Source organism: Micromonospora sp. DT201, from assembly GCF_049841575.1.
Classification (GTDB): Bacteria; Actinomycetota; Actinomycetes; order Mycobacteriales; family Micromonosporaceae; genus Micromonospora.
The window spans coordinates 1-24809 of the sequence record NZ_JBNCKP010000022.1; the positions used below are offsets into that span (position 1 = coordinate 1).

19 protein-coding genes and 1 pseudogene are annotated in these 24809 nt (G+C 72.1%); 7 read left to right on the forward strand and 13 right to left on the reverse strand.

Annotation, left to right across the window (positions count from 1 at the left end):
* Nucleotides 1-114: 114 nt before the first annotated feature.
* Entirely contained in the window at nucleotides 115-1539 is a 1425-nt protein-coding gene (glnA, locus tag ACLQ28_RS28110) for a type I glutamate--ammonia ligase (RefSeq protein WP_110565751.1), read from the reverse strand.
* Nucleotides 1540-1802: 263 nt separating this feature from the next.
* On the opposite strand from glnA, the gene ACLQ28_RS28115 reads away from it, so the two are divergent.
* Nucleotides 1803-2201 carry an RDD family protein gene (locus ACLQ28_RS28115; protein ID WP_425689270.1) on the forward strand — a complete coding sequence of 133 codons (399 nt, stop codon included), beginning with the start codon at nucleotides 1803-1805 and terminating at the stop codon, nucleotides 2199-2201.
* A 448-nt stretch (nucleotides 2202-2649) separates the two neighbouring features.
* On the opposite strand, the gene ACLQ28_RS28120 is transcribed toward ACLQ28_RS28115, so the two are convergent.
* Complete coding sequence (locus tag ACLQ28_RS28120) at nucleotides 2650-3336, reverse strand: DUF4191 domain-containing protein (RefSeq protein ID WP_363726904.1); 687 nt, start codon at nucleotides 3334-3336, stop codon at nucleotides 2650-2652.
* 206 nt (nucleotides 3337-3542) lie between these two features.
* On the opposite strand from ACLQ28_RS28120, the gene ACLQ28_RS28125 reads away from it, so the two are divergent.
* The gene (locus ACLQ28_RS28125; RefSeq protein ID WP_425689271.1) at nucleotides 3543-3713 is read left to right on the forward strand and encodes a hypothetical protein; all 171 of its coding nucleotides are present in this window, start codon (nucleotides 3543-3545) and stop codon (nucleotides 3711-3713) included.
* A 131-nt stretch (nucleotides 3714-3844) separates the two neighbouring features.
* Entirely contained in the window at nucleotides 3845-6736 is a 2892-nt protein-coding gene (locus ACLQ28_RS28130; RefSeq protein WP_425689272.1) for a helix-turn-helix transcriptional regulator, read from the forward strand.
* Between the two features lie 30 nt (nucleotides 6737-6766).
* Here the strand turns inward: ACLQ28_RS28130 and ACLQ28_RS28135 are convergent, their stop codons facing one another.
* Nucleotides 6767-8416, reverse strand: a complete 1650-nt coding sequence (locus ACLQ28_RS28135) for a hypothetical protein (protein ID WP_425689273.1) — start codon at nucleotides 8414-8416, stop codon at nucleotides 6767-6769.
* A gap of 125 nt (nucleotides 8417-8541) precedes the next feature.
* Nucleotides 8542-9537: a lipoyl synthase gene (gene lipA, locus ACLQ28_RS28140; protein WP_425689274.1), complete on the reverse strand. Its 996-nt coding sequence runs from the start codon at nucleotides 9535-9537 to the stop codon at nucleotides 8542-8544.
* Between the two features lie 453 nt (nucleotides 9538-9990).
* On the opposite strand from lipA, the gene aspS reads away from it, so the two are divergent.
* Nucleotides 9991-11277 (forward strand): aspartate--tRNA(Asn) ligase, encoded by a 1287-nt coding sequence (gene aspS, locus ACLQ28_RS28145; RefSeq protein WP_425689275.1) that lies wholly within the window; start codon nucleotides 9991-9993, stop codon nucleotides 11275-11277.
* A gap of 47 nt (nucleotides 11278-11324) precedes the next feature.
* Here aspS and ACLQ28_RS28150 read toward each other — a convergent pair whose 3' ends face one another.
* The 4 genes from ACLQ28_RS28150 to ACLQ28_RS28165 all read right to left on the reverse strand — a co-directional run bounded on the left by ACLQ28_RS28150 (nucleotide 11325) and on the right by ACLQ28_RS28165 (nucleotide 15737).
* Nucleotides 11325-12689, reverse strand: coding sequence for an RNA polymerase sigma factor (locus ACLQ28_RS28150; RefSeq protein ID WP_425689276.1), 1365 nt, complete (start codon nucleotides 12687-12689; stop codon nucleotides 11325-11327).
* A 4-nt stretch (nucleotides 12690-12693) separates the two neighbouring features.
* The gene (locus ACLQ28_RS28155; RefSeq protein WP_425689277.1) at nucleotides 12694-13038 is read right to left on the reverse strand and encodes a YciI family protein; all 345 of its coding nucleotides are present in this window, start codon (nucleotides 13036-13038) and stop codon (nucleotides 12694-12696) included.
* A 157-nt stretch (nucleotides 13039-13195) separates the two neighbouring features.
* Nucleotides 13196-13837, reverse strand: a complete 642-nt coding sequence (lipB, locus tag ACLQ28_RS28160) for a lipoyl(octanoyl) transferase LipB (protein ID WP_425689278.1) — start codon at nucleotides 13835-13837, stop codon at nucleotides 13196-13198.
* A gap of 67 nt (nucleotides 13838-13904) precedes the next feature.
* Nucleotides 13905-15737: a DUF2079 domain-containing protein gene (locus ACLQ28_RS28165; protein WP_425689279.1), complete on the reverse strand. Its 1833-nt coding sequence runs from the start codon at nucleotides 15735-15737 to the stop codon at nucleotides 13905-13907.
* A gap of 225 nt (nucleotides 15738-15962) precedes the next feature.
* Here ACLQ28_RS28165 and ACLQ28_RS28170 point away from each other — a divergent pair, with 225 nt between their 5' ends.
* Nucleotides 15963-17180, forward strand: a complete 1218-nt coding sequence (locus ACLQ28_RS28170) for an extracellular catalytic domain type 1 short-chain-length polyhydroxyalkanoate depolymerase (RefSeq protein WP_425689280.1) — start codon at nucleotides 15963-15965, stop codon at nucleotides 17178-17180.
* Nucleotides 17181-17316: 136 nt separating this feature from the next.
* Here the strand turns inward: ACLQ28_RS28170 and ACLQ28_RS28175 are convergent, their stop codons facing one another.
* From ACLQ28_RS28175 to ACLQ28_RS28185, 3 genes are all read right to left on the reverse strand, one after another.
* Entirely contained in the window at nucleotides 17317-18216 is a 900-nt protein-coding gene (locus ACLQ28_RS28175) for a TIGR01777 family oxidoreductase (protein WP_425689281.1), read from the reverse strand.
* Nucleotides 18217-18403: 187 nt separating this feature from the next.
* Nucleotides 18404-19318, reverse strand: coding sequence for an LLM class flavin-dependent oxidoreductase (locus ACLQ28_RS28180; protein ID WP_425689282.1), 915 nt, complete (start codon nucleotides 19316-19318; stop codon nucleotides 18404-18406).
* 232 nt (nucleotides 19319-19550) lie between these two features.
* Nucleotides 19551-20549, reverse strand: a complete 999-nt coding sequence (locus ACLQ28_RS28185; protein WP_425689283.1) for an aldo/keto reductase — start codon at nucleotides 20547-20549, stop codon at nucleotides 19551-19553.
* Between the two features lie 56 nt (nucleotides 20550-20605).
* Between ACLQ28_RS28185 and ACLQ28_RS28190 the strand changes: the two are divergent.
* Nucleotides 20606-21016 (forward strand): annotated as a pseudogene (locus ACLQ28_RS28190) (MerR family transcriptional regulator).
* Here the strand turns inward: ACLQ28_RS28190 and ACLQ28_RS28195 are convergent.
* On the reverse strand, nucleotides 21013-21522 hold the full coding sequence (locus ACLQ28_RS28195; protein WP_425689284.1) for a hemerythrin domain-containing protein: 510 nt from the start codon (nucleotides 21520-21522) through the stop codon (nucleotides 21013-21015). The pseudogene ACLQ28_RS28190 and the gene ACLQ28_RS28195 sit on opposite strands and share 4 nt — an antisense overlap.
* A gap of 440 nt (nucleotides 21523-21962) precedes the next feature.
* On the opposite strand from ACLQ28_RS28195, the gene ACLQ28_RS28200 reads away from it, so the two are divergent.
* Nucleotides 21963-22898 (forward strand): SDR family NAD(P)-dependent oxidoreductase, encoded by a 936-nt coding sequence (locus tag ACLQ28_RS28200; RefSeq protein ID WP_425689285.1) that lies wholly within the window; start codon nucleotides 21963-21965, stop codon nucleotides 22896-22898.
* 82 nt (nucleotides 22899-22980) lie between these two features.
* On the opposite strand, the gene sucB is transcribed toward ACLQ28_RS28200, so the two are convergent.
* Nucleotides 22981-24786, reverse strand: coding sequence for a 2-oxoglutarate dehydrogenase, E2 component, dihydrolipoamide succinyltransferase (gene sucB, locus ACLQ28_RS28205; RefSeq protein WP_425689286.1), 1806 nt, complete (start codon nucleotides 24784-24786; stop codon nucleotides 22981-22983).
* Nucleotides 24787-24809: the final 23 nt, after the last annotated feature.

Below are 24809 nucleotides of genomic sequence, written 5' to 3' on the forward strand. Positions count from 1 at the left end.
GGTGTCACCACCGCCCTATCTCCCCCACCCCCCGGTTATGGCCAACGGCTATAGACCCCCGCGGGGCCGCCCCGCCCAGCGGGGCCCCGCCCCGGCCGGTGGTGAAGCGACTGCTCAGCAGTCGTAGTACATGGCGAACTCGTGCGGGGTCGGGCGCAGGCGCACCGGGTCGACCTCGTTGGCCCGCTTCCAATCCACCCAGGTGGAGATCAGGTCCGGGGTGAAGACGCCACCCTCGAGCAGGTAGTCGTGGTCGGCCTCGAGCGAGTCGAGCACGGCAGGCAGCGAGCCAGGCACCTGCTTGACGTCGCCCCACTCCTCCGGCGGGAGGTCGTAGAGGTCCTTGTCGATCGGCGTCGGCGGCTCGATCTTGCTCTTGATGCCGTCCAGGCCGGCCATCATCATGGCCGAGAAGGCCAGGTAGACGTTGGCCGACGGGTCCGGAACGCGGAACTCGACGCGCTTGGCCTTCGGGTTGCTGCCGGTCACCGGGATGCGGGTGCAGGCGGAGCGGTTGCGCTGCGAGTAGACCAGGTTGACCGGCGCCTCGAAGCCCGGCACCAGGCGGCGGTACGAGTTGACCGTCGGGTTGGTGAAGGCCAGCAGCGACGGCGCGTGGTGCAGGAGGCCGCCGATGTACCAGCGGGCCATGTCGGACAGGCCCGCGTAGCCGGTCTCGTCGTAGAAGAGCGGCTCACCGTTGAGCCAGAGGCTCTGGTGGGTGTGCATGCCGGAACCATTGTCGCCGAACAGCGGCTTGGGCATGAACGTCGCGGTCTTGCCGTTGGCCCAGGCCTCGTTCTTCACGATGTACTTGAAGAGCTGGAGCTGGTCGCCGGCGTGCAGCAGGGTCGAGAACCGGTAGTTGATCTCGGACTGGCCGGCGGTGCCCACCTCGTGGTGCGAGCGCTCCACGTTGAAGCCGGTGTCGACGAGCCGGCGCACGATCGAGTCACGCAGGTCGGCGTAGTGGTCGACCGGCGGCACGGGGAAGTAGCCACCCTTGTACGCGGTCTTGTAACCGCGGTTGCCGCCCGGCTCTTCGCGGCCGGTGTTCCAGGCGCCCTCGATCGAGTCGATGTAGTAGAACGACTGGTGCGCCGAGGTCTCGTGGCGGATCGAGTCGAAGATGTAGAACTCCGCCTCGGCGCCGAAGTAGGCGGTGTCGGCGATGCCGCTCGCCGCCAGGTACGCCTCGGCCTTCTTCGCCACGTTGCGCGGGTCGCGGCTGTAGGCCTCACGCGTGAACGGGTCGTGGATGAAGAAGTTGAGCGCGAGAGTCTTTTGCGCGCGGAACGGGTCGATGAACGCGGTGGCGACGTCCGGGAGCAGGAGCATGTCCGACTCGTGGATCGCCTGGAAACCGCGGATCGACGAACCGTCGAACGCGAGGCCGTCAGTGAAGAGGTCGTCGTTGACGGACTCGACCGGCAGATTGAAGTGCTGCATCACGCCGGGCAGGTCGCAGAAACGAACGTCGACGAACTTCACGTCCTCGTTCTTGAGGTATCGCAGCAGTTCCTCGGGATTGGCGAACACACATCCTCCTGGCACGTCCACGGGGTGGCTAGGCTTCTGGCGACGCTAGGCCCAAGCGGTTGCCCGGCCATGTCTCCGTTGTTTCTGCCGTGTTACGTCCCTCGCGGAGCGTCAGCAACGCTCCTGTCCACGCCTTCGGCCCGCCGCGAACGCCGTACCGGCTGTGCCAGTGTAATGACATCTGATGCCTTTGGCCTGAATCGGCGCAGAGTGGCGGCGGCACCCGGCAAGCCCTCGTCCCGGCGCGGATACCCTTGACCGCTGTGACCAATCCGCACACCCCGGCAGCGCCGGCCGCCGACCCGACTTTCACCCCACCGAGCCTCGGGAAGCGGTTCGGGGCGCTGATCATCGACTGGGTGCTCTGCCTGCTGGTGTCCAACTTCTTCGCCGACCCGGTACGCGACGGCTGGGCGCCGGTGCTCGTCCTGGTGCTGGTGTACGGCATCTTCCTCGGCCTGTTCGCCCAGACGCCGGGCATGTACATCACGAAGCTCCGCTGCGTGAACTGGCACGACGGCGGTCGCATCGGTGTGCTCCGAGGGCTGATCCGGGGCCTGCTGCTGGCCCTCGTCGTCCCCGCGCTGATCATGGACGAGCACCGTCGAGGCCTGCACGACCGCGTCGCCGCCTCGGTCATCGTCGACGCCCCCCGAGGCTGACCCCACACCCGCCCGACGCCCCCGCCCCCCGACCATGACCGGCGACGACGACGGCGACGGCGTCCGAGGCTGACCGCACCCGCCCGATGCCCCCGCCCCCGACCATGACCGGCGGCGACGCCCGAGGCCGGCGTTCCGGCGCCCGCGTGTCGGGCAAGCGGTCAAGATCTGCGCAACTTCGCGGAAGTTGCTGCCTCCGGCCGCGTCTGAGGCAGCAACTTCGGGGATGTTGTGAGGATCTTGGCGCGGGGCGCGGGGCGCGGGGCGCGGGGCGCGGGGCGCGGGGCGCGGGGCGCGGGGCGCGGGGCGCGGGCGCGGGCGCGGGCGCGGGGCGCGGGGCGCGGGGCGCGGGGCGCGGGGCGCGGGGCGCGGGGCCGGCGAGATGAGGGCCGACGGGAAAGAGCCGGACCCGCGCGGGTCCGGCTCTTTTCGGCGTACGGCGAAGGGGTCAGCGGCCCCGCGACTGGCGGAAGGCACCCGGCGGCCGCATGTTCTTCGGGATCGCGCCCTTGGGCATCTGCGGCCGGGCAGTGAGTGCCTTGAGTCGCTTGTCCAGCGAGTTGACGTCCTTGCCGGAGAGCGCGCGGGGCAGGCGTAGCAGCGTGGTCCGCAGCTTACGGATCGGCAGCTCGCCCTCGTCCTGCCCGATCACGTAGTCGTGCAGGGGAGCGGAACCGATCACCTTCGACAGCCGCCGCTTCTCCTGCCCGAGGAGGCCGCGCACCCGCTGCGGGTTGCCCTCGGCCAGCAGGATCACGCCCGGGCGGCCGATCACCAGGTGGACCATGTCCATCTGGGTGGTCGAGCTGACCGCCGGGGTCACCCGCCAGTCGCCGCGCATGTTTTCCATGATCTGCGCCGCCGCGCCGGGCTGACCCTCGGCGGCGTTCATCATCGCCTTGTTGGACCGCAGATTGAGCACGATCAGCACCGCAAGCAGGATGAACAGGATGCCGATCGGCAGCCAGATCCAGCTCCAGAGGATGACCGCGACCACGGTGAGGGCGAGCGGGATGAGCACCGCGGCGGCGACCAACGGCGCGAACCACCGGTCCTGCTTGGCGGTGAACTGGAACACCATCCCGATCTGCTTCAGCCGTTGGCCGAACGAGACCTTCTCCTGGGGCTTTGCCATGCCGCAGAGTCTAGTGGTCGCCGCCCGCCCCGTTGATCCGCGTCCGGTTGCCGGGGCAGCTGAGTACCTTACGTCGCCGTACGCGTCCGGACCGGGCCGGTAAGGAGGGCGGCGGTCGGCAAGATGAGGCGCTGTGCCCATGCCCGGTTGGGGCCTTCACGCGAAGAGTCATCGGCAGAAGATGACAACGCACGAAGGAGCTCGACATGTTCGGCAACGACTCGGAATCCCTGCTCTCCCTGCACCGTACGCACGCCGCTGAGCTACGCGCCGAGGTAGCCGCGGACCGGCTCGCCCGCGCGGTGTCGCCCCGCACCGGCCGCACCTGGCTGGGCCGCCGCCAGCAGGCCCGCCGCGCCGGCGACGACCGCCGGTGACCGCGTCCGCCCCCGCCTCGACGCGCACGGCACCCGCTGTGCTGGCCGCTCGACCGGAACCCGCCCCGCCGCTCGGCCACCGGCCGCCGGGCGGGGCCGGTGCTGGCGGTCGTCATGGCATGCTCGCTTCCGTGACCGTACGTGCCGCCAGTTCCGTCCTCGTCGGCCGCCACCGTGAGTTGTCGACGCTGCGGGACTCCCTGGGCCGGGCACGTGCGGGGGAGCCGACCACCGTGCTGGTCGGCGGTGAGGCGGGCGTGGGTAAGACCCGGCTGCTGGAGGAGTTCACTGGCTGGGCCACCGACGGCGAAGCGCGGGTGCTGGTCGGCCAATGCCTGGAGTTGGGCGAGGCGGGTCTGCCGTTCGCCCCGTTCGCCGCCGCCCTGCGCGCGGTGCTGCGTGTCGACGGCCCGGAGGTGTTCGCCGGCTACGAGGCGGAGTTCGCCCGGCTGGTGCCGGAGTTGGGCCGGGCGGCGTTGGCCGCGCCGAGTGTCGCCCCTGTCGGCGACGCCCCGCGCGGCTACCTGTTCGACCTGGTCGCCGAGCTGTTCCAACGGCTCGCCGACGCCCGGCCGCTGGTGCTGCTCATCGAGGACCTGCACTGGGCCGACCGCTCCACCCGAGACCTGATCGGCTTCCTGGTCCGGGCGGCCCGGCCGGCCCGGCTGCTGCTGGTCTGCACCTACCGCACCGACGAGTTGCAGCGCGGCCACCCGTTGCGCCCGTTCCTCGCCGAGCTGGACCGGGTCCGCGGCGTGGAGCGGGTCGAGCTGGGCCGGCTGGACCGCGACGGCACCGGCGCGATCCTCGCCGATCTGCTCGGTGCCGAGCCGCCCGCCCGCGCCGTCGACGACGTCCACAAGCGCACCCAGGGCAACCCCTTCTTCATCGAGGAGCTGGCCGTCGCTGGCGACCCGATCGGCTGCGCGGCGCTGCCTGAGACGCTGCGCGACCTGCTGCTGGCCCGGGTGGACCGGCTACCCGAACCAGCGCAGCGGGTGCTGCGCATCGCCGCGGCCGGCGGCACCCGGTTCGCCCACGACCTGCTCGCCGAGGTCGCCGGGCTGCCCGAGGTCGAGCTGGAGGATGCGCTGCGCGCCGCTGTCGCCGCCCAACTGGTGGTGGCCGACCCGGACGGCGACTACGAGTTCCGGCACGCGCTCGTCCGCGAGGCCGTGCACGACGAGTTGCTGCCCGGCGAGCACGCCCGGCTGCACGCCCGCTTCGCCGCCGCGATCGAGGCCCAGCCACACCTGGTCGCCGCCGGCCGCTTCCCGGCCGAGATCGCCCACCACTGGTACGCCGCGCACGACCACCCGCGTGCCCTCGTCGCCGCCCGAGCCGCGGCCTGCGCCGCCGCCGAGCGGTACGCGTACGCCGAGCAGCGCCGGCTGCTGGAGCGGGCGCTGGAGCTGTGGGAGCTGGTGCCCGACGCCGCCACTCTGCTCGGTATGGACCACCTGGCGTTGCTGGAGCAGACCCTGGGCGCCGCGATCACCGCCGGCGATTTCAGTCGGGCGATCACCCTCACCCGGGCCGGGCTGGCCGAGGTGGACGCTGACGCGGCGCCGCTGCGCGCTGCCCGACTGCTGGGCCAGCGGGGTCGACTGCTGGCCCTGCTCGGTAAGAGTGACGGCAGCGAGGAGCTGGGTGAGGCGTACCGGCTCGCGGCCGGTGGCCCGGCCGGGGTGGAGCGGGTCCGGTTGCTCGCCGACATCGCCACGTACCTGGTCAAGATCGATCCTGGGCAGGCATCCCGGGTGGCGGCCGAGGCGAGTACGACCGCCGTGGCCCTTGGTGAGAAGTTGGCCCTGCTGCCGACGCGGATCGCCCTGCTCTGCCGCGGCGAGGGGAATCTCGAGCGCGGGCTGACCGAGCTGGCCGAGGCCGAGGCCGTCGCCCGCGCGGCCGGGGACGCCCCAGCGTTGGTGCTCGCCAAGGTGTTCCGGTCGGACGTGCTCTGCGAGCTGGGCCGCTACGCCGAGTCCGCCGAGGCGGCCGAGGCTGGGGCGGCCGAGGCGCGGCGGGTGGGCATCAGCCGCTCGACCGGGGCGTACCTGCTGTCTAACCGGGCCGAGGCGCTCATCGCGTTGGGCCGGTGGGACGACGCCGAGGCAGTGTGCGCGGAGGCCGCACGGATCGACCTGTCCGGCGTCACAGGGCTGCACTGGCTCCAGTTGGGCGCCGGGCTGCGGCTGGCCCGTGCGCATCCGGGCGCCGACGAACTGGTCGACCGGGCGTTGGCCTTCCTCAGCCGGCCCTTCCTGTGGCCGAACCTGCGGCTGTCCCTGCACGAGCTGGGAGTCGAGGCAGCGCTCGCCGCCGACGACAAGATCGAGGCGGTGCGGGCGGCCCGCGTGGCGGTGGCCGACGAGCGTCTGCCGCAGCTGCCCCGCGAGGGCTGGCCGGTGCTCAGCGCCGTGGCCCGTACCGCCGCCCGGGTGGGTGACCGGGAGCTGGCCGCTGCCGTCACCGCGCTCGCCGCGGCCCTGCCGGCCCGGCATCCGGCGGCCCGGGCGCACGCCGCCCAGGTCACCGCCCTGCTCGCGGTCGGCGACCAGGTCCTGCCGGCGTGGCGTACGGCGGTGGGCGCGTGGCGCGCCGACGGGCAGCCGTACCCGCTCGGTCGGGCGTTGCTGGCGCTGGCCGAGTCGGCCGCCGCCGCAGGCGAGCGGGACGAGGTGTCGGCGGCGGTCACCGAGGCGGCGGAGATCGCCCGGCGGCTGGGCGCGACGCCGCTGGCCGAGACGGCCGCAACCCTGGCACGGCGGGTCGGCCTGCGCGGGGCGGGCCAGGGCGGGGCCGGGGCAGATCTGTTGACCGCCCGGGAGCGGGAGGTGCTGCGTCTGGTCACCGAGGGGCACAGCAACAGCCGGATCGCCGAGCGGTTGTTCATCTCCCCGAAGACGGCAAGCGTGCACGTCTCCCGGATCATCGCGAAACTGGGCGTGACCAACCGGGTGGAGGCCGCCGCTGTGGCCCACCGCCTCGGCCTGCTCGCCGAGCCCGCCACACCCCGCTGACGGGCGGGCGGGGCGACCGGCCGGCCGCCTTCAGGTGCGCGGCAGGTAGATCTGCCAGCCGTCGATCGTCACCAGGTCAAGGCTGCCTGGGGCGGCGCGAAGCCGCTCGTCGAGCACGTTCGCCAACGGTGAGCCGGCCGGCGCGACCCAGGCTGGCGCCGCCGCGCTGTCCACCTCCCGCCGGTACGCGGGGTAGCGGTCGAAACCGGGGCGCAAGGTGTCGTCGACGACCGCGCAGACCACCTGCTCGGCGGTGGCGAAGGTGAGTCGGTTGCAGGTCCAGTAGCCGGCGCGCACGTGTCGTACGCCGAGCTGCCGCAGGGTGCTCACCAACTCGGCGTGCCGGGCCTCGGCGGCCTGCGTCGCCGGTGCGGTTTCCGCTGCCCGCCAGGTGGCGTGGCCGGCGGTGCCCAGGGTGGCGGCGAGCAACGCCAGCGCGGCTGATCGAGCGAGCGTCCGCCCGACGCTGCGACGGTCGCCCGCCGACTGGCGCAGACCGTGCCGGGCCACCGTCCACACCGGCCACAGCAGCGCTGGCAGCGAGATGAGCAGGCAGGACAGGTAGCGGGAGCTCTCCACCGGGGTGAGCCCGGCTGAGCTGCTCACGGTGTACCCGCCGAGGGTGCCGATCGCGGCCAGCACGAGCGCCAACCGCATCGCCGCAGCCAGCCGAGCCGGAACCTCAGCAGCGCCCCCAGGACCGCCAGCGGCAGGAGTTGCGGGGTCGGTCGGGATGGCGGGCGCTCGACACAGGGTGTGCCAGGCGGTGGCGGCGGCGACGGCCAGCAGCAGCGGCAGGGCGAGCGCCCACCACAGCTGCCAGGTGGCGCACTGCCCGGGAGCGCAGAAGCCCATACCCAGCGCTGGGCCGAGCAGCAGACCGCCGTGCAGCCGGTCCGCCCAGCCCGCGGCGGCGTTCGCACCGCTGGCGGCGAGCACCGCGTCCAGGGGGTTCCGGCCGTGCACCAGGCTGTACAGCAGCAGCGGCGCCGCCCCCAGCACGGCCGCCGCCCCGAGCAGCGCCCCGGCCGCCCCCCGCAGCTCCCGATGGCAGAACGCGACGAGCACCGCCCCGGTCGCCACGACGTACGGCAGCACGAGCGGGTCGACCCAGAGCATCAGGCCGGCCAGGAACCCCCACACCGCCCAGCGCGCCAGCCGCCAGCCGGGCCTTCCGATGGCCAGATCCACGGCGAGTACGGCCAACGCCATCCCGGCCGCGTTCATCTCCGGGTAGCCACCGCCGGCGATCAGCTGGTTCTTGATGATCCGGTCGGAGCCCAGCGCCAGCAGCGCCACCACCAGCAACCCGAACCACCGGTCCCCGGTCAGTCGCAGCGTCAACCGCCAGGCCAGCAGCAGGAACAGCACGTACAGCGCGAGCGTGGGGAGTCGCAGACCGAGCAGCGACGGCCCACCGGCCAGGGTGAACACCGGCGCGGCCAGGTACGCCTCCAGGGCACCCATGTACTGCTGGCCGTAGAACCAGACCGGGAAGCCCTCACCCCGGGCGATGTGCAGTGCGGCCAACCCCATGGTGGCCTCGTCGCTGTTCGTCGGCGTCGCGGCGTACGCCAGCAGACCGAGGCGGTAGCCCACACCCGCGACGACGGCGAGTGCGGTGAGGATCCCGGGCAGCCGGGACGGTCGGGTGGGCGACAGCGCGCCCAGCGCTGACACCGGCACCTATGCATAACGGGCGAAGTGCCGCAGATGTCGCGGAAGTTCCGATATTAGGCCGCCGTCGTCAGGCGACTACGGCTCGCAGCCGAAGCGGGCAGGGCTGGCGAGAGCCAGCCCTGCGGTCAGCTGGCGTTACCGACTGGGAGGCCGGCGCGGGCGTCGAGGGCCTGCTTGTAGAGCCGACCGGCCCGGTACGACGAACGCACCAGCGGCCCGCTCATCACCCCGGCGAAGCCGATCTCCTCGGCCTCCTCGCGCAGCTCCACGAACTCCTCCGGCTTGACCCAGCGGGTCACCGGGTGGTGCCGGGGGGAGGGGCGCAGGTACTGCGTGATGGTGATCAACTCGCAGCCGGCCTCGTGCAGATCGCGCAGCGCCTGCGAGACCTCGGCGCGTTCCTCGCCCATGCCCAGGATGAGGTTGCTCTTGGTGACCAGGCCATCGGCGCGGGCCTGCCGGATCACGTCCAGGGAACGGTCGTAGCGGAACGCCGGCCGGATGCGCTTGAAGATGCGCGGCACGGTCTCCACGTTGTGGGCCAGCACCTCCGGGCGGGAGCCGAAGACCTCGGCCAGTTGCTCGGGGACGGCGTTGAAGTCCGGGATCAGCAGCTCGACGCCGCAGCCGGGCTGCAGGGCGTGGATCTGTCGGACGGTCTCGGCGTACAGCCAGGCGCCGCCGTCGGGCAGGTCGTCACGGGCGACGCCGGTGATGGTGGCGTAACGCAGCCCCATCGAGACCACCGACTCGGCGACGCGGCGCGGCTCGTCGGCATCGAACTCGGCCGGCTTGCCGGTGTCGATCTGGCAGAAGTCGCAGCGCCGGGTGCACTGGTCGCCACCGATGAGGAAGGTGGCTTCCCGGTCCTCCCAACACTCGTAGATGTTGGGGCAACCGGCCTCCTGGCAGACGGTGTGCAGCCCTTCACGCGAGACAAGACCGCGCAGCTGGGTGTACTCCGGCCCCATCTTGGCCTTGACCTTGATCCACGGCGGTTTGCGCTCGATCGGCGTCTCGGCGTTGCGTGCCTCGATCCGCAGCAGACGCCGCCCCTCGGGGGCGGCCGTTGCGGTTCGCGCTGCCTGGCCGGTCGTCGGCGCGGAGTGCTCGATCGTCACGAAAATGAGCCTACGCCGGACGGCAGGTGTCTATGCGGGTCAGGCGACCGGCGTCACGCCCCAAAGGTTGTGACGCCTGACACCGGGCCGTCGAAAATGGGCGTCACATGCCCGGTGATCGGGTGCTACGGTCACCGCCAACAGCGACGACGGAGCCGAGTAGCGCGCCGACCCGCCAGTGCAGAGAGCCGCCGGTGCTGAGAGGCGGTCTGGTGCCGGTGCGCGAAGACCCTCCTGAGCTGCGGGAAGAACGGTTGCGGGTCACCCGCGCCCAGTAGAGCCCGCCCGGTTGGCCCCGGTCATCAGGCGACGAACGAGGCCCCCGTTTCGGCGGGGGCGAAGGTGTGGTGGCACCGCGAGGTTCCCGCTCGCCCACACCTCCCTGGGGCTGACGCGACGCTTCGCTTCCCCAGGGCGGCGCAGGCGTGGCGATCGACCGAGGAGCAGCCTGCCATGCAACGAACCCTGTCTCACCAACTGCCCGCCCAGGTCGGCGCGACCGTGCGGATCGCCGGCTGGGTGCACCGCCGCCGACTGCTCAAGTCCGTGGCGTTCCTGATCGTGCGGGACGCCGCCGGCCTGGCCCAGGTGGTCGTGACCGACCCGACCGTCCGCGCCGAGCTGGAGAAACTCACCGAGGAGACGGTCGTCGAGGTCACCGCGACGGTGACCTCGAACGAGACGGCGCCCGCCGGGGTCGAGCTGACCGACCCGACGGTACGTCCGCTCGGGCCGCCCGCCGTGCCGCCACCGTTCGACCTGTACCGGCCGGCGCTCACCGCGAGCCTGCCCACCCAACTCGACAACGCACCGACCGCGCTGCGGCACCCCACCCGGTCGGCCGCGCTGCGGATCTCGGCGGCGGCGGTGGCCGGGTTCCGGGCCGCCCTCGACGCCCACGACTTCGTGGAGATCCACACCCCGAAGGTGGTCAGCTCCTCCACCGAGAGCGGGGCGAACGTGTTCGCGCTCGACTGGTTCGGTGGGCCCGCGTACCTGGCCCAGTCGCCGCAGTTCTACAAGCAGCTGATGGTCGGCGTCTTCGAACGGGTCTACGAGGTGGGGCCGGTCTTCCGGGCCGAGCCGCACGACACCGTCCGCCACCTCGCGCAGTACACGTCGCTCGACGCCGAACTGGGCTTCGTCGGCGACCACCGCGACGTGATGCGTGTGCTGCGCGACACCCTGGCCGGGATGCTGGGCACAGTGCGCGAGCGGGCCGGTGCCGCCCTGGCGACGCTGGGCATCGAACCGCCGCAGGTGCCGGCGGAGATTCCAGCGGTGCACTTCACCGAGGCGTTGACGATCGCCGGGGCGCCCGCCGACGAGCCGGACCTCGCGCCCGCGCACGAACGGGCGCTGGGCGAGTGGGCCCGCCGCGAACACGGCTCGGACTTCCTCTTCGTCACCGGCTACCCGATGGCGAAGCGACCGTTCTACACCCACCCGGACCCGGAGCGGCCGGCGTACTCGAACGGTTTTGACCTGCTCTTCCGTGGTCTGGAGCTGGTCACCGGCGGGCAGCGGCTGCACCGGCACGCCGACTACCTGGCGGCGTTGGCCGCGCGGGGTGAGCCGGTCGAGCCGTACGCCGGTTACCTGGACGCGTTCCGGCACGGCATGCCGCCACACGGAGGCTTCGCCATCGGGCTGGAACGCTTCGTGGCCCGCCTGGTCGGCGCGGCCAACATCCGGGAGGTCACCGCGTTCCCGCGCGACCTGCACCGCCTCACCCCGTAAGAGGACGCACGGGCCGGCGTCGTGTGGCGCCGGCCCGTGACACCGCCCTATCGACACTCGGCGAGGCGGTCGCGCAGCCGGGCCGCCTGCGGGCCGTTGAGGTCGAGCGCGAGCGCCGCCCGGTACGCCGTGGCGGCCTCGTCGGCCCGGCCGAGACGGCGCAGCAGCTCGCCACGGGTGGCGTGGAACCACGGGTAGCCGGCCAGCCCGACGATCGCTCCCACCAGAGCCAGCCCGGCGGCGGGGCCGTCCCGCTCGGCGACTGCCGCCGCGCGGTTCAGCCGCACCACCGGGGTGTCATGGACGGTGAGCAGCACGTCGTACCAGGAGATGACCGCGTCCCACGGCGTCCGGTCGTACGACGGGGCGAGAGCGTGGCAGGCCGCGATGGCAGCCTGGACGACGTACCGGTCGGGATTGTCCGGGGTGCGGCGAAGCGCCTGGCCGACCAGCGCGACCCCGGTGGTGATCGCCGCCCGGTCCCAGAGCGAGCGGTCCTGCTCGGCCAGGAGCAGCGGGCGGCCGTCGGCGTCGGCCCGGGCCAGCCGCCGGGAGTCCTGCAGCAGGAGCAGAGCCAGCAGGCCGAGCACTGTCGGTTCGTCCGGCATCAGCTCGACCAGCAGCCGCGCCAACCGGAGGCCCTCGTCCGCCAGCCCGACCCGGATCAGATCGTCACCGGCGCCGGCCGCGTAACCCTCGTTGAAGATCAGGTAGACGGTGGCGGCGACCCCGGCCAGTCGGCCAGGCAGCTCCTCGGCCCCCGGTATCCGATACGGGATGCCCGCCCGGGTGATCTTCTGTTTTGCTCGGGTGAGCCGCTTGGTCATCGTCGCCTCGGGCACCACCAGGGCGCGGGCCACCTCGGCGGTGGCCAGCCCGCCGAGGGTACGCAGCGCCAGCGCCACCTGCGTGTCCAGTGACAGCGCCGGATGGCAGCAGGTGAAGACCAGCCGGAGCAGGTCGTCCCGGACGGATTCGGGCGAGTCCGGTGCGGGATCGAGCAGCGCCACGGCTTCGGCCTCCTTCCCGGAGCGGCGGGCCTCTCGGCGGATCACGTCGACCGCCCGGCGCCGCGCCACGACCAGCAGCCAACCGCGCGGATTGTCGGGTACGCCTTCGCGGGCCCAGGTCTGCAGGGCGCGGACGACCGCGTCCTGCGTGGCGTCCTCGGCCAGGTCGACGCTGCCGGTGACGCGGATCAGCGTGGCGAGAATCCGGGACCGTTCGGCCCGGATCACCTGCGCCGCCGCGTCGGCGGCGCGGATCACCTGCGCCGCGTCGGCGGCGCGGCCCTGCTGGCTCGCCGCGTCGGCGGCGCGGCCCTGCTGGCTCGCCGCGTCGGCGGCGCGGCCCGGCTGGCTCGCCGCGTCGGCGGCGCGGCCCGGCTGGCTCGCCGCGTCACCGGTCAGCATGGGGTCAACGCGTGACGACGGGGCGTACCTCGACTGCGCCGTTCCAAGCCGCGGGCATCTTCGCGACAGTGGCGACAGCCTCGTCCAGGTCCGCGCATTCCAGCAGGTAGAAGCCGGTCAAGGCTTCCTTGGTCTCGGCGTACGGGCCGTCGGTGGTGAGCACGTCACCGCCCTTGCCGCCGGAGACCCGTACGGTGGTCGCCGTCGCGGTCGGGTAGAGCGCGTTGCCGCCCCGGATCACCGCGCGGGCGGCCGCACCGAACTCCCGGTATTCCGCCATCTCCTCAGCCTGCTCGGGGCTGGTCCAGTCGACGTCCGCGGTGTAGGTAAGCGCGATGTAGGTGGGCATGTCCGCTCCTCGCGTCCGGGCCGGGCGGTGGGCGCCGGCCTCAGGTGTCGAGCCGACGCCGGTCGCCGACTCCACCATAGGGACGATCGGCCGGACATCCCACGGGACACTCGGTGCGGAAATTCTGGTCGGCGACGTCTCGCCGCCGACGTGGCGCTCAGACCTCGACGAGGGTGGACAGTCGGCGCTCGACCACCGGCAGCACGTCGGCGACGGTGATCGGGCGGCCCAGCTCGGCGGTGAGCGAGGTGACACCGGCGTCGCGGATGCCGCACGGCACGATCCGGTCGAAGTGCGTCAGGTCGCAGTCGCAGTTGATCGAGAAGCCGTGCAGGGTGACGCCCCGGGCCACCCGGATGCCGATCGCGGCCACCTTGCGGGCCGGCCCCCGGTCGTCCTCGGGCACCCAGACCCCGCTGCGCCCCTCGACCCGGCCGGCGGTCAGCCCGACCTCGGCACACACGTCGATCAGCAACTCTTCGGTCCGGCGTACGTACGCGACCACGTCCACCGGGTCGGGCAGCCGCAGGATCGGGTAACCGACGAGCTGCCCCGGCCCATGCCAGGTGATCTTGCCACCGCGGTCCACGTCGACGACCGGCGTGCCGTCCGCCGGCCGGTCCCACGGCTCGGTGCGCTTGCCCGCGGTGTAGACGCTCGGGTGCTCCAGCAGCAGCACGGTGTCGCCACGCTCACCGGCCACCACCGACTCGTGCAGGCGCCGCTGCTCGTCCCAGGCGGCCTGGTAGTCGAGCAGGCCGGCACGGACGGCCGTCAGGCCGGAGGTCGTCGTTGTCACGGCGTCCAGCCTAGTCCCGTTATTGGCGATCTTCCCTGGTGAGCCGCCTCACCAGGGCCCGGCCGCCCTATTGGTCGACCGGCGGGATGCGCCAGAGCCAGACGTCGTCGACCCGCTGCGGCTCGCCGAACAGGGCGGTGGCGGTACGCCGGACCGCCTCCTCGTCGACCTCGAACTTCGCGCCGTGCACCTGGTCGGCGAGCACCACCGTCTCGATCCGCCAGTGCCGCAGGTCGGAGTTGACCTCCCGGATGGTTCCGTCGGTGACGATCGGCACCAACCCGGTACGGGCCGCCTGGTCCATCAGCGCGCTCAGGGTGCGCGGCACCGGGCCGATCCGGCCGCGCCCGTCCGGCCCGCCGGGGCCGAGGAAGAAGCCGCCCGGAATGGCGAACTCGCCCTGCCGGTGTGACAACGCGTACGCCTGCCAGCGCTGGCCGTCCGGGTAGATGTCGACGGTCAGCGGCACAGGGGTGAGCACCCCGTCCGGTGACACGTAGTCCCGCCATGTGCCCGAGGTGATGAACTGCGGAATGGGTTCCCGTTCGTCGGTCAGCAGCGGGGTGGGCAGCAGCGGCACCAGGGCCACCGCGAACCCGATCAGCCAGGCCAACTCCGTGGAGCGGTGCCGGGGTGGTGCGGCGCGCAGTTGGTCGACGGCGTACGCCAGCAACAGCCCGATCACCGGCGCGACCACCAGGGCCAGCCGGGCCGGCAGCGCGGCGTTCACCACGGGTAGTTGTCCGAGCAGGTCGAACGGCATGGGCAGGTCGGTGCGTTGCCCGTCGACCTTGGCGACCGGCCCGAAGGAGAGCACCGTGAAGATCAGCGCGAGTGCGCCCAACGCCCACAGGGTGGCCCGGCGGTTGGCGTCGGCCCGCCGCCATAGCGCGACGAAGCAGACCACGGTGAGCACCAGCAGCGGGATGCCGAAGAACGAGTTCTCCTCGGTCGGGTTCGGGGCCAGCGAGGTGCCCAGCCCTGCCTCCCCGGCCAGCGAGCGGCGTGGGAAGGCGGCGAACGCGGCGATGTCCTCGGAGTGGATCAGCGGGTCGAAGCCGGTCCCGTGGAACCGTTGCGGCCCGGCGAAGTGCAGCCACAGCGGGTACGACAGCAGCACGCCGGCCACCACGGCGGTCACCCCGAGCCCGCGCAGGAAGGTGGGCAGTGCCGTGCGAGCCTCAGCCCGGTTGGCCGGGTGCAGCGCCCAGATGGCGACGAACACGCCGAGCGCCAGCGCCGTGAAGAAGAGCCCTTCGGCGGCGATCGAGAAGGCCACCGCCACCAGCACGCCGAGGATCACTCCGTCGCGGAGCCAGTGCCCGGGGCGGCGCAGCGCGAACAGGCGCCAGATCAGCAGCGGCACCAGCCAGCCGGCGGTCCAGTTCAGGTGTGCGTTGGCGTGCGAGACCATCCCGGGGGAGTAGGCGATGAACAGGCCACCGACCCCGGCGGCCAGCCGGCTGCGGACCAGGTGCCGGGACAGCAGCCAGTACCAGGCCAGCGCGGTGGCGAGCAGGTTCAGGGTGAGGATCACCAGGAACGTGGCCGGTGGCCCGATCAGGTACGTGAGCGGGGCGAAGACCACCGCGTACACCGTGATCGAGGTGTTGACCGCGAGGTTCACGCCGTCTGGGACGTTGATCAGGTACGTGAAGAGCGGGTTGCCCCCATGGGTGACCGCGTGACCGCCGAAGGCCAGCAGCCATTCGAAGAGCGCCTGGTCGCTGGAGTTGACGGTGATGGTGCGCGAGTTCGGGTCCCGCCACAGCCCACTTGTTACCCAGACGGCGAGGGCGAGCGCCACCAGCACGACGATCAGGTCGGCCCGGCGGTCCCGGACGACGCGCGGTGATGACGCGGGTGCGGGCCCGGTGGCCAGCGACGGGGAGGACGGCACGCAGCGGACGTTACCAACCGGACCTGGACGGGCCGGTCATACGTGCAAGGAGGGGACCGTTGTTGTCGCGTGGGGTTGGGGACGACTCGCGCCGACGGTCCGGCGTACACCTCGGCGGTCGTGAATGTGTGAGCGCACCCCATGTCATAGCGGCGTCGCATCGTCGTAACGTCTCGGCAATTCGACCGTGACCCAGTTCACAGTCCGCTCCCTCAGGAGGCCGCCGTGCGCCGCTCCTCGTCCATCCTCACCCGCCTGATCGGTGCGGGCGCCGGGTTCGTCCTCGCCGTGGCCGGCGCGGTCGCCTTCTCCGCACCCGCCCAGGCCGCCACCCTCACCCAGGTCACCGGGTTCGGCTCCAACCCGGGCAACCTCGCCATGTACGCCTACCGGCCGGACAACCTGCCAGCCAACTCCCCGGCTGTGGTGCTGCTGCACGGCTGCACCCAGAACGCCTCCGGTTACTTCGCCAACTCGGGCTGGCAGAAGTACGCCGACCAGTGGAAGTTCGCCCTGATCGTCGCCCAGCAGCCCTCCGGCAACAACGCCAACTCCTGCTTCAACTTCTTCGAGTCGGGCGACACCACCCGGGGGCAGGGCGAGGCACTGTCCATCAAGCAGATGGTCGACCACGCGAAGGCGAACTTCGGCGTGAGCGGCTCCCGGGTCTTCGTCAGCGGACTCTCGGCGGGTGGGGCGATGAGCGCGGTCATGCTCGCCACCTATCCAGACGTCTTCGCCGCCGGATCGATCATCGCGGGCATCCCGTACCGCTGCGCCACCAGCATGGTCAACGCGTTCAGCTGCATGAATCCGGGCTCGGACAAGACCCCGGCGGCCTGGGGTGACCTGGTGCGGGGCGCGTACTCCGGCTACACCGGTCCGCGGCCGCGAGTGGCCATCTGGCACGGCACCTCGGACCCCACGGTCGCCCCGCTCAACGGCACCGAGTCCCGCGACCAGTGGACCAACGTGCGCGGCGTCTCGCAGACCCCGACCAGCACCTCGTCGCTGCCCGGCAACACGACCCTTGAGGTGTACGGCAACGACGACGTGCGGCTCTACCGGGTCTCCGGGATGGGGCACGGCACGCCGGTCGACCCGGGCTCCGGGGCCGAGCAGTGCGGCAACGCCGGCGCCTACTTCCTGGACACCATCTGCTCGACGTACCGGGACGCGCTCTTCTTCGGGCTGAACGGCGGCGGCACCAACCCGACCCCGACCCCCACGGCCACCCCGACCCCGACGCCGACTCCGACCCCGACCACGCCGCCGACCTGCGTGACCGCGAGCAACTACGCGCACGTCACCGCCGGGCGGGCGTACCAGTCGGGCGGCTACGCCTACGCGAACGGCTCCAGCCAGCGCATGGGCCTCTACAACACCTTCTACACCACCGCCCTGAAGCAAACCGCCCCCAACCACTGGGTAATCGGCTGCTAACCCCACCCCACCCCACGCTTTGGTGATCAAGAGATTTGCGTCAGATTCCGGCATCCGGATGACGCAAACCTCTTGATCACCGGGGGAGGGGGCGGGGTCGGGGCGGGGTGGGGCGGGGCGGGGTGGGGGTGGGGGGTTAGGGGGTTAGGGCTGCTTTTAGGGCTTCCGGGAGGGTTGGGTGGTGGTACGGGTAGCCGGCTCGGTTCAGGGTGGCGGGGAGGACCCGGGTGCTGGTGAGGGCCTCGTGGGCGAAGCCGCCGAGCACCACCTTGAGCGCCAGCGCGGGGATCGGGATGATCGCCGGCCGATGCAGCTGCCGGGCGAACTCGCGGGTGAACTCGGCGTTGGTCACCGGGTTGGGGCCCACCACGTTGACCGGGCCGGCGATCTCATCGTGGGCCAGCAGGAAGAGGGTCGCGTCCAGCCAGTCAGCCATCGAAATCCACGGCAGCCACTGCCGGCCGCTGCCCAACCGGCCGGCGATGCCCAGCTTGAATGGCAGCAGTTGCGGCTTGAGTAGCCCACCGTCGCGGTGCAGCGGCAGCCCCGTGCGTAGTCGTACCACGCGTACCCCGGCGTCCTCGGCCCGCTGGGTCGCGGCCTCCCACACCCGGCAGACGTCGGCCAGGAAACCCTCGCCGGCCGGCGCATCCTCCTCGACCACCTGGTCGCCGGTGTTGCCGTACCAACCCACGGCCGAGGAGTTGAGCAGCGCCCGGGGGCGGTCGGCGGCGGGGAGCCCGGCGATGGTGGTCGCCAGTGTGGTGGTGCTGTCCACCCGGCTGGTGCGAATCAGTTGCCGGTAGGCGTCATTCCAACGCTTGTCGCCGACCCCTGCGCCGGCCAGGTTGACCACCGCGTCGGCGCCGGCCACCACGGTCGGGTCGAGTTGCGCGGCGGACGGGTTCCACTGCCGTTCGTCGGGGGTGCGCGGTGGCCGCCGGACCAGCCGGGTGACCTGGTGTCCGTCGGCGGTGAGGCGATCGGCCAGCCAGGTGCCGAGGAAGCCGGACGCGCCGGCCATGAGGATCCGCATGCTCATATCTTCGGGTACGGACGGCAACGTGGATGCATCGAGCCGGCTCGGTCACTCGTCGCGTCGGCGTGCCCACCCGTCCCGCGATCTTGCACTTGATGTCCTCCCGAAGGGGGTAAATGGTGCAAAGGGTAGACCGAAAGTGCAAGATCGCGTGCGGGCTCCGTAGCTTCCTGGGGTCGCGGGATCAGGTCAGCCGGGACAGCACCGGCGCGAGCGGATCCAGCGCGTTGCGGCGGACCACGAACCGGGTCACCCCCCACCGCTTTTCGTGCTCGGCGACCGCGGTGACGATCTCGTCCACCGTGCCGATCAGCACGAACGGGGTGGCCAGCAGCTCGGCAGGGGTCATTCCGTTGTGCTGGGCATGCTCCGCGGCGGCAGCCTCCGCGTCGTCGGTGACCACCACCGTCTGCACCAGCGCCTCCAGCGCCGGCGGGTCGGTCCGGCCGGCCGCGCCGGCGGCCACGCAGGCCAGCTGCGCCTCGATCTGGTCGGCCCGCCACCGCGCCTCATGCTGGTGGCCGTCGGCGAGGGTACGCCCGAACCCGGTCAGCCCGACCACGTCGGCGTGCGCGCCAGCCCAGCGCAGCAGCGTCGAGTTCGCCGTACCCATCGTCAGCGGGATTCGGTCCTGCACCGGTCGAGGCGCGCGCAGCACCGCCTCGCGCATCGTCAGGTCGGCCGAGTCGACGGTGACCGGGGCGCCGTCGAGCAGGGCACGGACCGCCTCGGCGACGGCCACGCAGCGACGGACCCGGCCGGCCACGTCGGGGCGTTCCCGGCCCACCGCGTGCCACTCGCCCGGGGTGTGACCGGCACCGACGCCGAGCCGGGCCCGCCCGCCGGAGACCAGGTCGAGGGTGGCCACGTCGGTCGCGAGCAGCATCGGCTCCCGCACGCCGAGGTTCGACACGTACGAGCCGAGCCCGATCGTCGAGGTCACTGACGCGGCGGCGGCCAGCGCCACGAACGGCGACGTCACGTCGCCGGGGTGGTCGGCGGCGAGCAGAGCGTCGAAGCCGGTGGCCTCGGCCCGGCGGGCCAGCTCGACCCAGCTCGCCGGGTCGGTGGGGGTGGCCTGGAGGGAGAAGATCGCCATCGGCCCATCATCGGCCCAGGCCGGAACACCGGCCACCCGGTGACCGCCGATTCTGCCCAGGGCCGAACCACCGTCGGTAGCAGGGTGAGGCCCGCTCACCGCGTTCGGCACCGCCCGCCGGACGGGTCCCGGTCGCTCGGACCTGCGTCAGCCGGCGGGCGGTGCCGTGCACTCCTCGATCAATGGCCAGGCGTTGAAGAACTTCGGCTGCTTGGTCAGCGTGGCCCGGTGGTCAGGCCGCGTGGGTCGGACGCAGGTCGGCGAGCAGTCGCTCCACCTCGGCGTAGGACTCGGGGCTCAGGGGGCCTTGGGTCAGGGTGGTGAGGTTTTCCTCCGCCTGGGCCACCGTGCGCAGGCCGGGGATCGGCACGGTACGCGGACTACGTGCGAGCAGCCAGCCCAGCGCACCCTGCGCGAGGGTCCGCCCGTCGGCGGTGAGCGCCGCGCGGACCTCCTCGACTCGGGCCGCCCAGCGTGGCGTCGGCCGGCCGTCGGTGAACCACTGCAGCCACTCGGGCGCCCGCCCGCGGACGTCGTCCGCGCCGACCGCCCGGGTCGAGCCGGTGAGCAGCCCCATCGCCAGCGGCCCACGGTTGAGGCTGGCCAGGTCGTAGCTGTCGCAGACCGCCAGCACCGCCGCGTTGTCGCGCAGCACCGACTCGTCGTGCTGGATGGCGGCGCAGTGCGGGCCGGCAGCCGCGAACGCCTCCGCCGAGGCGGGGTCGTCGGTGCTCCAGCCGTACGCGCGGATCTTGCCCTGGGCGACCAGGTCCTCCAGGGTGCCGATCAGGTCGAGCGCGGCGGGCACCGGCAGTTCGTTGATGTGCAGTTGGTAGAGGTCCACGTGGTCAGTGCCGAGCCGGCGCAGCGAGTCTTCCAGGCTGCGGACCGCGAACGCCGGGCTTGCGTCGCTGCCGAGCCACCGCCGGGTGCCCTCCTCGCTGACGTTGCCGAACTTGGTGGCGATCACCGCGCTGTCCCGCCGCCCGGCCAGGGCCCGACCCAGGATCCGCTCGCTGTGCCCGGCACCGTAGTTGCTGGCCGTGTCGAACAGGGTCACGCCGAGATCGAGCGCGCGGTGGATGGTGCGGATCGACTCGTCGTCGTCCACCTCGCCCCAACCGAACGGCTGCCCGTCGTCACCCCAGAGCGGCCCACCGATCGCCCAGCACCCCATCCCGATCGCGCTCACCTCGATGCCGCTGCGTCCCAGCGTCCGTGTCGTCGTCATGCGGTTCAGCCTCCAACCTGGAGCGCGCTCCAGGTCAAGGACTAACATCTCGGGCCATGAGCGGTTACGCCCCATCGGAGGCCGCCCGCCGCAGCGGCTTCAGCCTCGACACCCTGCGCTACTACGAGAAGATCGGCCTGCTCGCCGACGTGGAGCGGACAGCGGGCGGGCAGCGGGTCTTCACCGATGACGACCTCGGCTAACTGGTGCTGTTCCGCTGCCTGCGCGACACCGGAATGCCGATCGCGCAGATGCGCCGCTACGCGCAACTGGCCCGCGAGGGCGAGCACACCGCCGACGAGCGGCGCGAGCTGCTGCAACGGCACGCGACGCAGGTCGAGGAGCAGATGCGTCTGCTCCAGCGCCAGTACGACCACCTGCGGGAGAAGATCCGCTTCTACGAGCGGCTGCCCGGCCCGATGCCGGAGGTGGAGCAGGCCGGGGCAGCCACCCGTTCTGTCGCCTAGACGGGCAGGCCGTCAGTCGGCGGTGCGGTCAGGCCGAGGAGTTCCTCGGCGGTGCCGGGTCGACCGGTGAGTGAGTTCAGTGCGGTGACGAGCCGTTTCTCCTCGTAGCGGAAGTGCGACTCCAGCAGTGCGGCCAACCCGTCCAGCTCGGCGCGCACCTGGGCGAGCGGCACCGCCGTGTCGTCGGCCAGCAGCGCCTCGACCCGCTCCAGGATCCCCGCCACCACCTCGTGATCGGTGATCAGGTTCGCGATGACCGGGCGCAGCTCGGGGACCTGCTCGGCCAACAGCCGGAACGCCCCCGCGTCCTCACCTGTGTGGTGTCGGCCGAGCGCGGTGCAGAAGGTCAGGCAGTGCGCTCGCAGGTCCCGGGATGGGCGGGTGGCGCCCACGGTGTCGAGGCTTGCCCTGAGTCGGGCCAGTTCCGTGCTGAGCCAGAGGTGGATCTCGATCATCTGGTTGCCGACGGCAGCGAGCCGGCCGGCCGGTGAATCGGTTGGGTGCACGTTTGTCCCATGCTGTCCCCGCGCCTCCATGCCCACGGCGGCCTTCGTGCCGGGTGCACCGCGACGCTGCGGCGGAGTCTATACCGGAGGGTCACGGCGTGGTTGGCTCGTCGGTCTACGGTCGCGAGGGTGAGCGCGCCGAGCGCCGGCAGGTGTTTGTCGACCCGGGCACCGGGGGCGATCGGGGACGGCAGGGCCCAGCCGCCCACCCCGCCGCTAGCCGCCCACGGTCCCACTCTGGCAGCGTCCGGCCTGGTCGGAGGCCTGAACGGCGATGGCGGCGGTGTCGCGTGTTACCTCCGGCCCGGGGCGGGAAACACCTGGACCGGCCTTCATATCGGTCCGGAGCGCCGCCTATCGGCGCGGAGGCCGAATTGTGGCCGCCAACGGCCTCCGGCAGCGGGCCGGTCGGTCCGACCCACCCTGGACAAGGATGGATCATGACGACGAGCAAGCCGATCACCACTTCGTTCGCCCATAACTCCACGGCCATGGACGTGATCAAGGGCGTGGACCTCGTCGGGCGACGGGCGATCGTCACCGGCGGGTCGTCCGGCATCGGCGTGGAGACCGCCCGTGCCCTGGCCAGCGCCGGTGCGGAGGTCACCCTGGCCGTCCGTAACCCCGACGCCGGCCAGAAGGCCGCCAACGACATCACCGGCACCACCGGCAACGACCGGGTCATGGTCGCCCCGCTTGACCTCGCCGACCAGGATTCGGTCGCCGACTTCGTGGCCAACTGGGACGGCCCACTGCACATCCTGGTCAACAACGCCGGCATCATGGCCTCCCCGGAGATGCGAACCCCGCAGGGCTGGGAGATGCAGTTCGCCACCAATCACCTGGGGCACTTCGCGCTCGCCACCGGGCTGCGACCGGCGCTCGCCGCCAGCGGCGGGGCCCGGATCGTCTCGGTCAGCTCCGCCGCCCACCTGCGCTCACCTGTGGTCTTCGACGACATCCAGTACGAGCGCCGGGAGTACGAACCGTGGCAGGCGTACGGGCAGTCGAAGACAGCGAACGTGCTCTTCGCCGTGGAGGCGAGCCGCCGCTGGGCCGACGACGACATCACGGCCAACTCGCTGATGCCCGGGGCGATCCAGACCAACCTGCAGCGCTACGTCACCGAGGAGGAGCTCAACCGGCTCCGCGCGGGCAACGCGCCAGCCTGGAAGACCGTCGAGCAGGGTGCCGCCACCTCGGTGCTGGTAGCCGCGTCGCCGCTGCTCGACGGTGTGGGTGGGCGCTACTTCGAGGACTGTCAGCAGGCAGCCCCCGCCCAGCCCGGCGGGCGGACCGGCGTCGCGGACTACGCGCTGGACCCGGAGGCCGCCGAGCGGCTCTGGAAGGTCTCGACCGATTTGCTGAAGGGCTGAGATCGCAGACGGAGGGCTGACATCACAAACGTAAGGGCGCCCCGGTCGACGACCGGGGCGCCCTTACGGCGTTGGTGCTGGATCAGGACAGGCCCAGCTCCGCCTCGAAGTTGCCGGCCTCCAGCCGCTCCTTGATCGCGGACAGGAAACGGGCCGCGTCGGCGCCGTCGATCAGCCGGTGGTCGTAGGACATCGCCAGGTAGACCATCGACCGGACCGCGACGACCTCGCCCAGATCCGGGTCGTTGACCACGACCGGCCGCTTGACCACGGCACCCGTGCCGAGCATCGCCGACTGCGGCGACGGCACGATCGGGGTGTCGAAGAGCGCGCCCCGGCTGCCCGTGTTGGTCAGCGTGAAGGTCGCCCCGGCGATCTCGTCCGGGCTGATCTTGTTGGTCCGGGTCCGCTCGGCCAGGTCGGCGACCCGCTTGGCGATGCCACCGAGGTTGAGGTCACCGGCGTTGTGGATGACCGGAACCACCAGGCCCCGCTCGGTGTCCACCGCGACGCCGAGGTGCTCGGCGGCCGGGTAGGTGATCGTGCCGCCGTCCAGGTCCAACTGAGCGTTGACGATCGGGTACGTCTGCAGCGCCTCGACGGCGGCGAGGGCGAAGAACGGCAGGAAGGACAGCTTCACGCCGTGCCGCTGCACGAACGAGTCCTTCGCCTGGGCCCGCAGCTTGGCGACCCGGGTGACGTCCACCTCGACGACCGTGGTGAGCTGCGCCATCTCGTGCAGCGACTCCTGCATCCGCTTGGCGATGGCCTTACGGATGCGGGGGAGCTTCTCGGTGGTGCCCCGCTTGCCGCTCGGCTGCGGCTTGGCGGCCGGCTTGGCCGGTGCCGCCGACGGCGCGGCGGCCGGCGCGGGTGCGGCCTTGGCAGCCTTCGCCTTCTCGGCCGCGTCGAGGACATCCTGCTTGCGGATCCGGCCACCAACGCCGGTGCCGTTGAGCGAGGACAGGTCGACACCGTGCTCGCCGGCGAGCTTGCGCACCAGCGGAGTGACGTAGCCGGCTGCTTCTTCGCCACCACCCTGCGCGGGGGCGGACGGGCGCGACGGCGTCGAGGTCGGCGCGGCCGGCTGCGAAGCCTGCTCGGTCTTCGCCGGCTGCGCCGAGCTCTCGGTCTCCGCGGCCGGCTCGTTGTACGACACGCCCGCCGTCGGCTCCTCGACCTTCGGCGCCGGCTTCGGCTCGGCCTTCGGCGCTGGCGCGGCCTCTGCCTTCGGCTCGGGCTTCGACGGCGCGGGGGCCGCACCGGCAACGCCGATGATGGCCAGGTCGGCGCCGACCGCGGCGGTCTCGTCCTCAGGAACCTTGATCTCCAGGACGGTGCCGGCGACCGGCGACGGGATCTCCGTGTCCACCTTGTCGGTGGAGACCTCAAGCAGCGGCTCGTCGACCTCGATGGTCTCGCCGACCTGCTTGAGCCAGCGGGTGACCGTACCCTCGGTGACGCTCTCACCCAGAGCCGGCATCTTCACCGCGGTGCCCTCGCCCGACGGCGCGGCGGCCGGAGCCGGTGCCTCGTCCTGCGCCACCTCGTCGGCGGTGCCCTCGGCGGCGGCCGTCGGCTCGGTGACCGGCTCGACCGCGGCCGGAGCCTGCTGCTGCGGGGCGGCCTCGCCGCCACCGGTCGACTCGCCCTCACCGGCGATGACGGCCAGCTCGCTGCCGACCTCGGCAGTCTCGTCCTCGCCGACCACGATCCGGCTCAGCACGCCCGCCGCGGGCGACGGGATCTCGGTGTCGACCTTGTCGGTCGAGACTTCGAGCAGCGGCTCGTCGACCTCGACCGTGTCGCCCTCCTGCTTGAGCCAGCGAGTGACGGTGCCCTCGGTGACGCTCTCGCCGAGCCGGGGCATGGTGACCGATACCGGCATTTTCTGAGACTCCTTCATTCCCC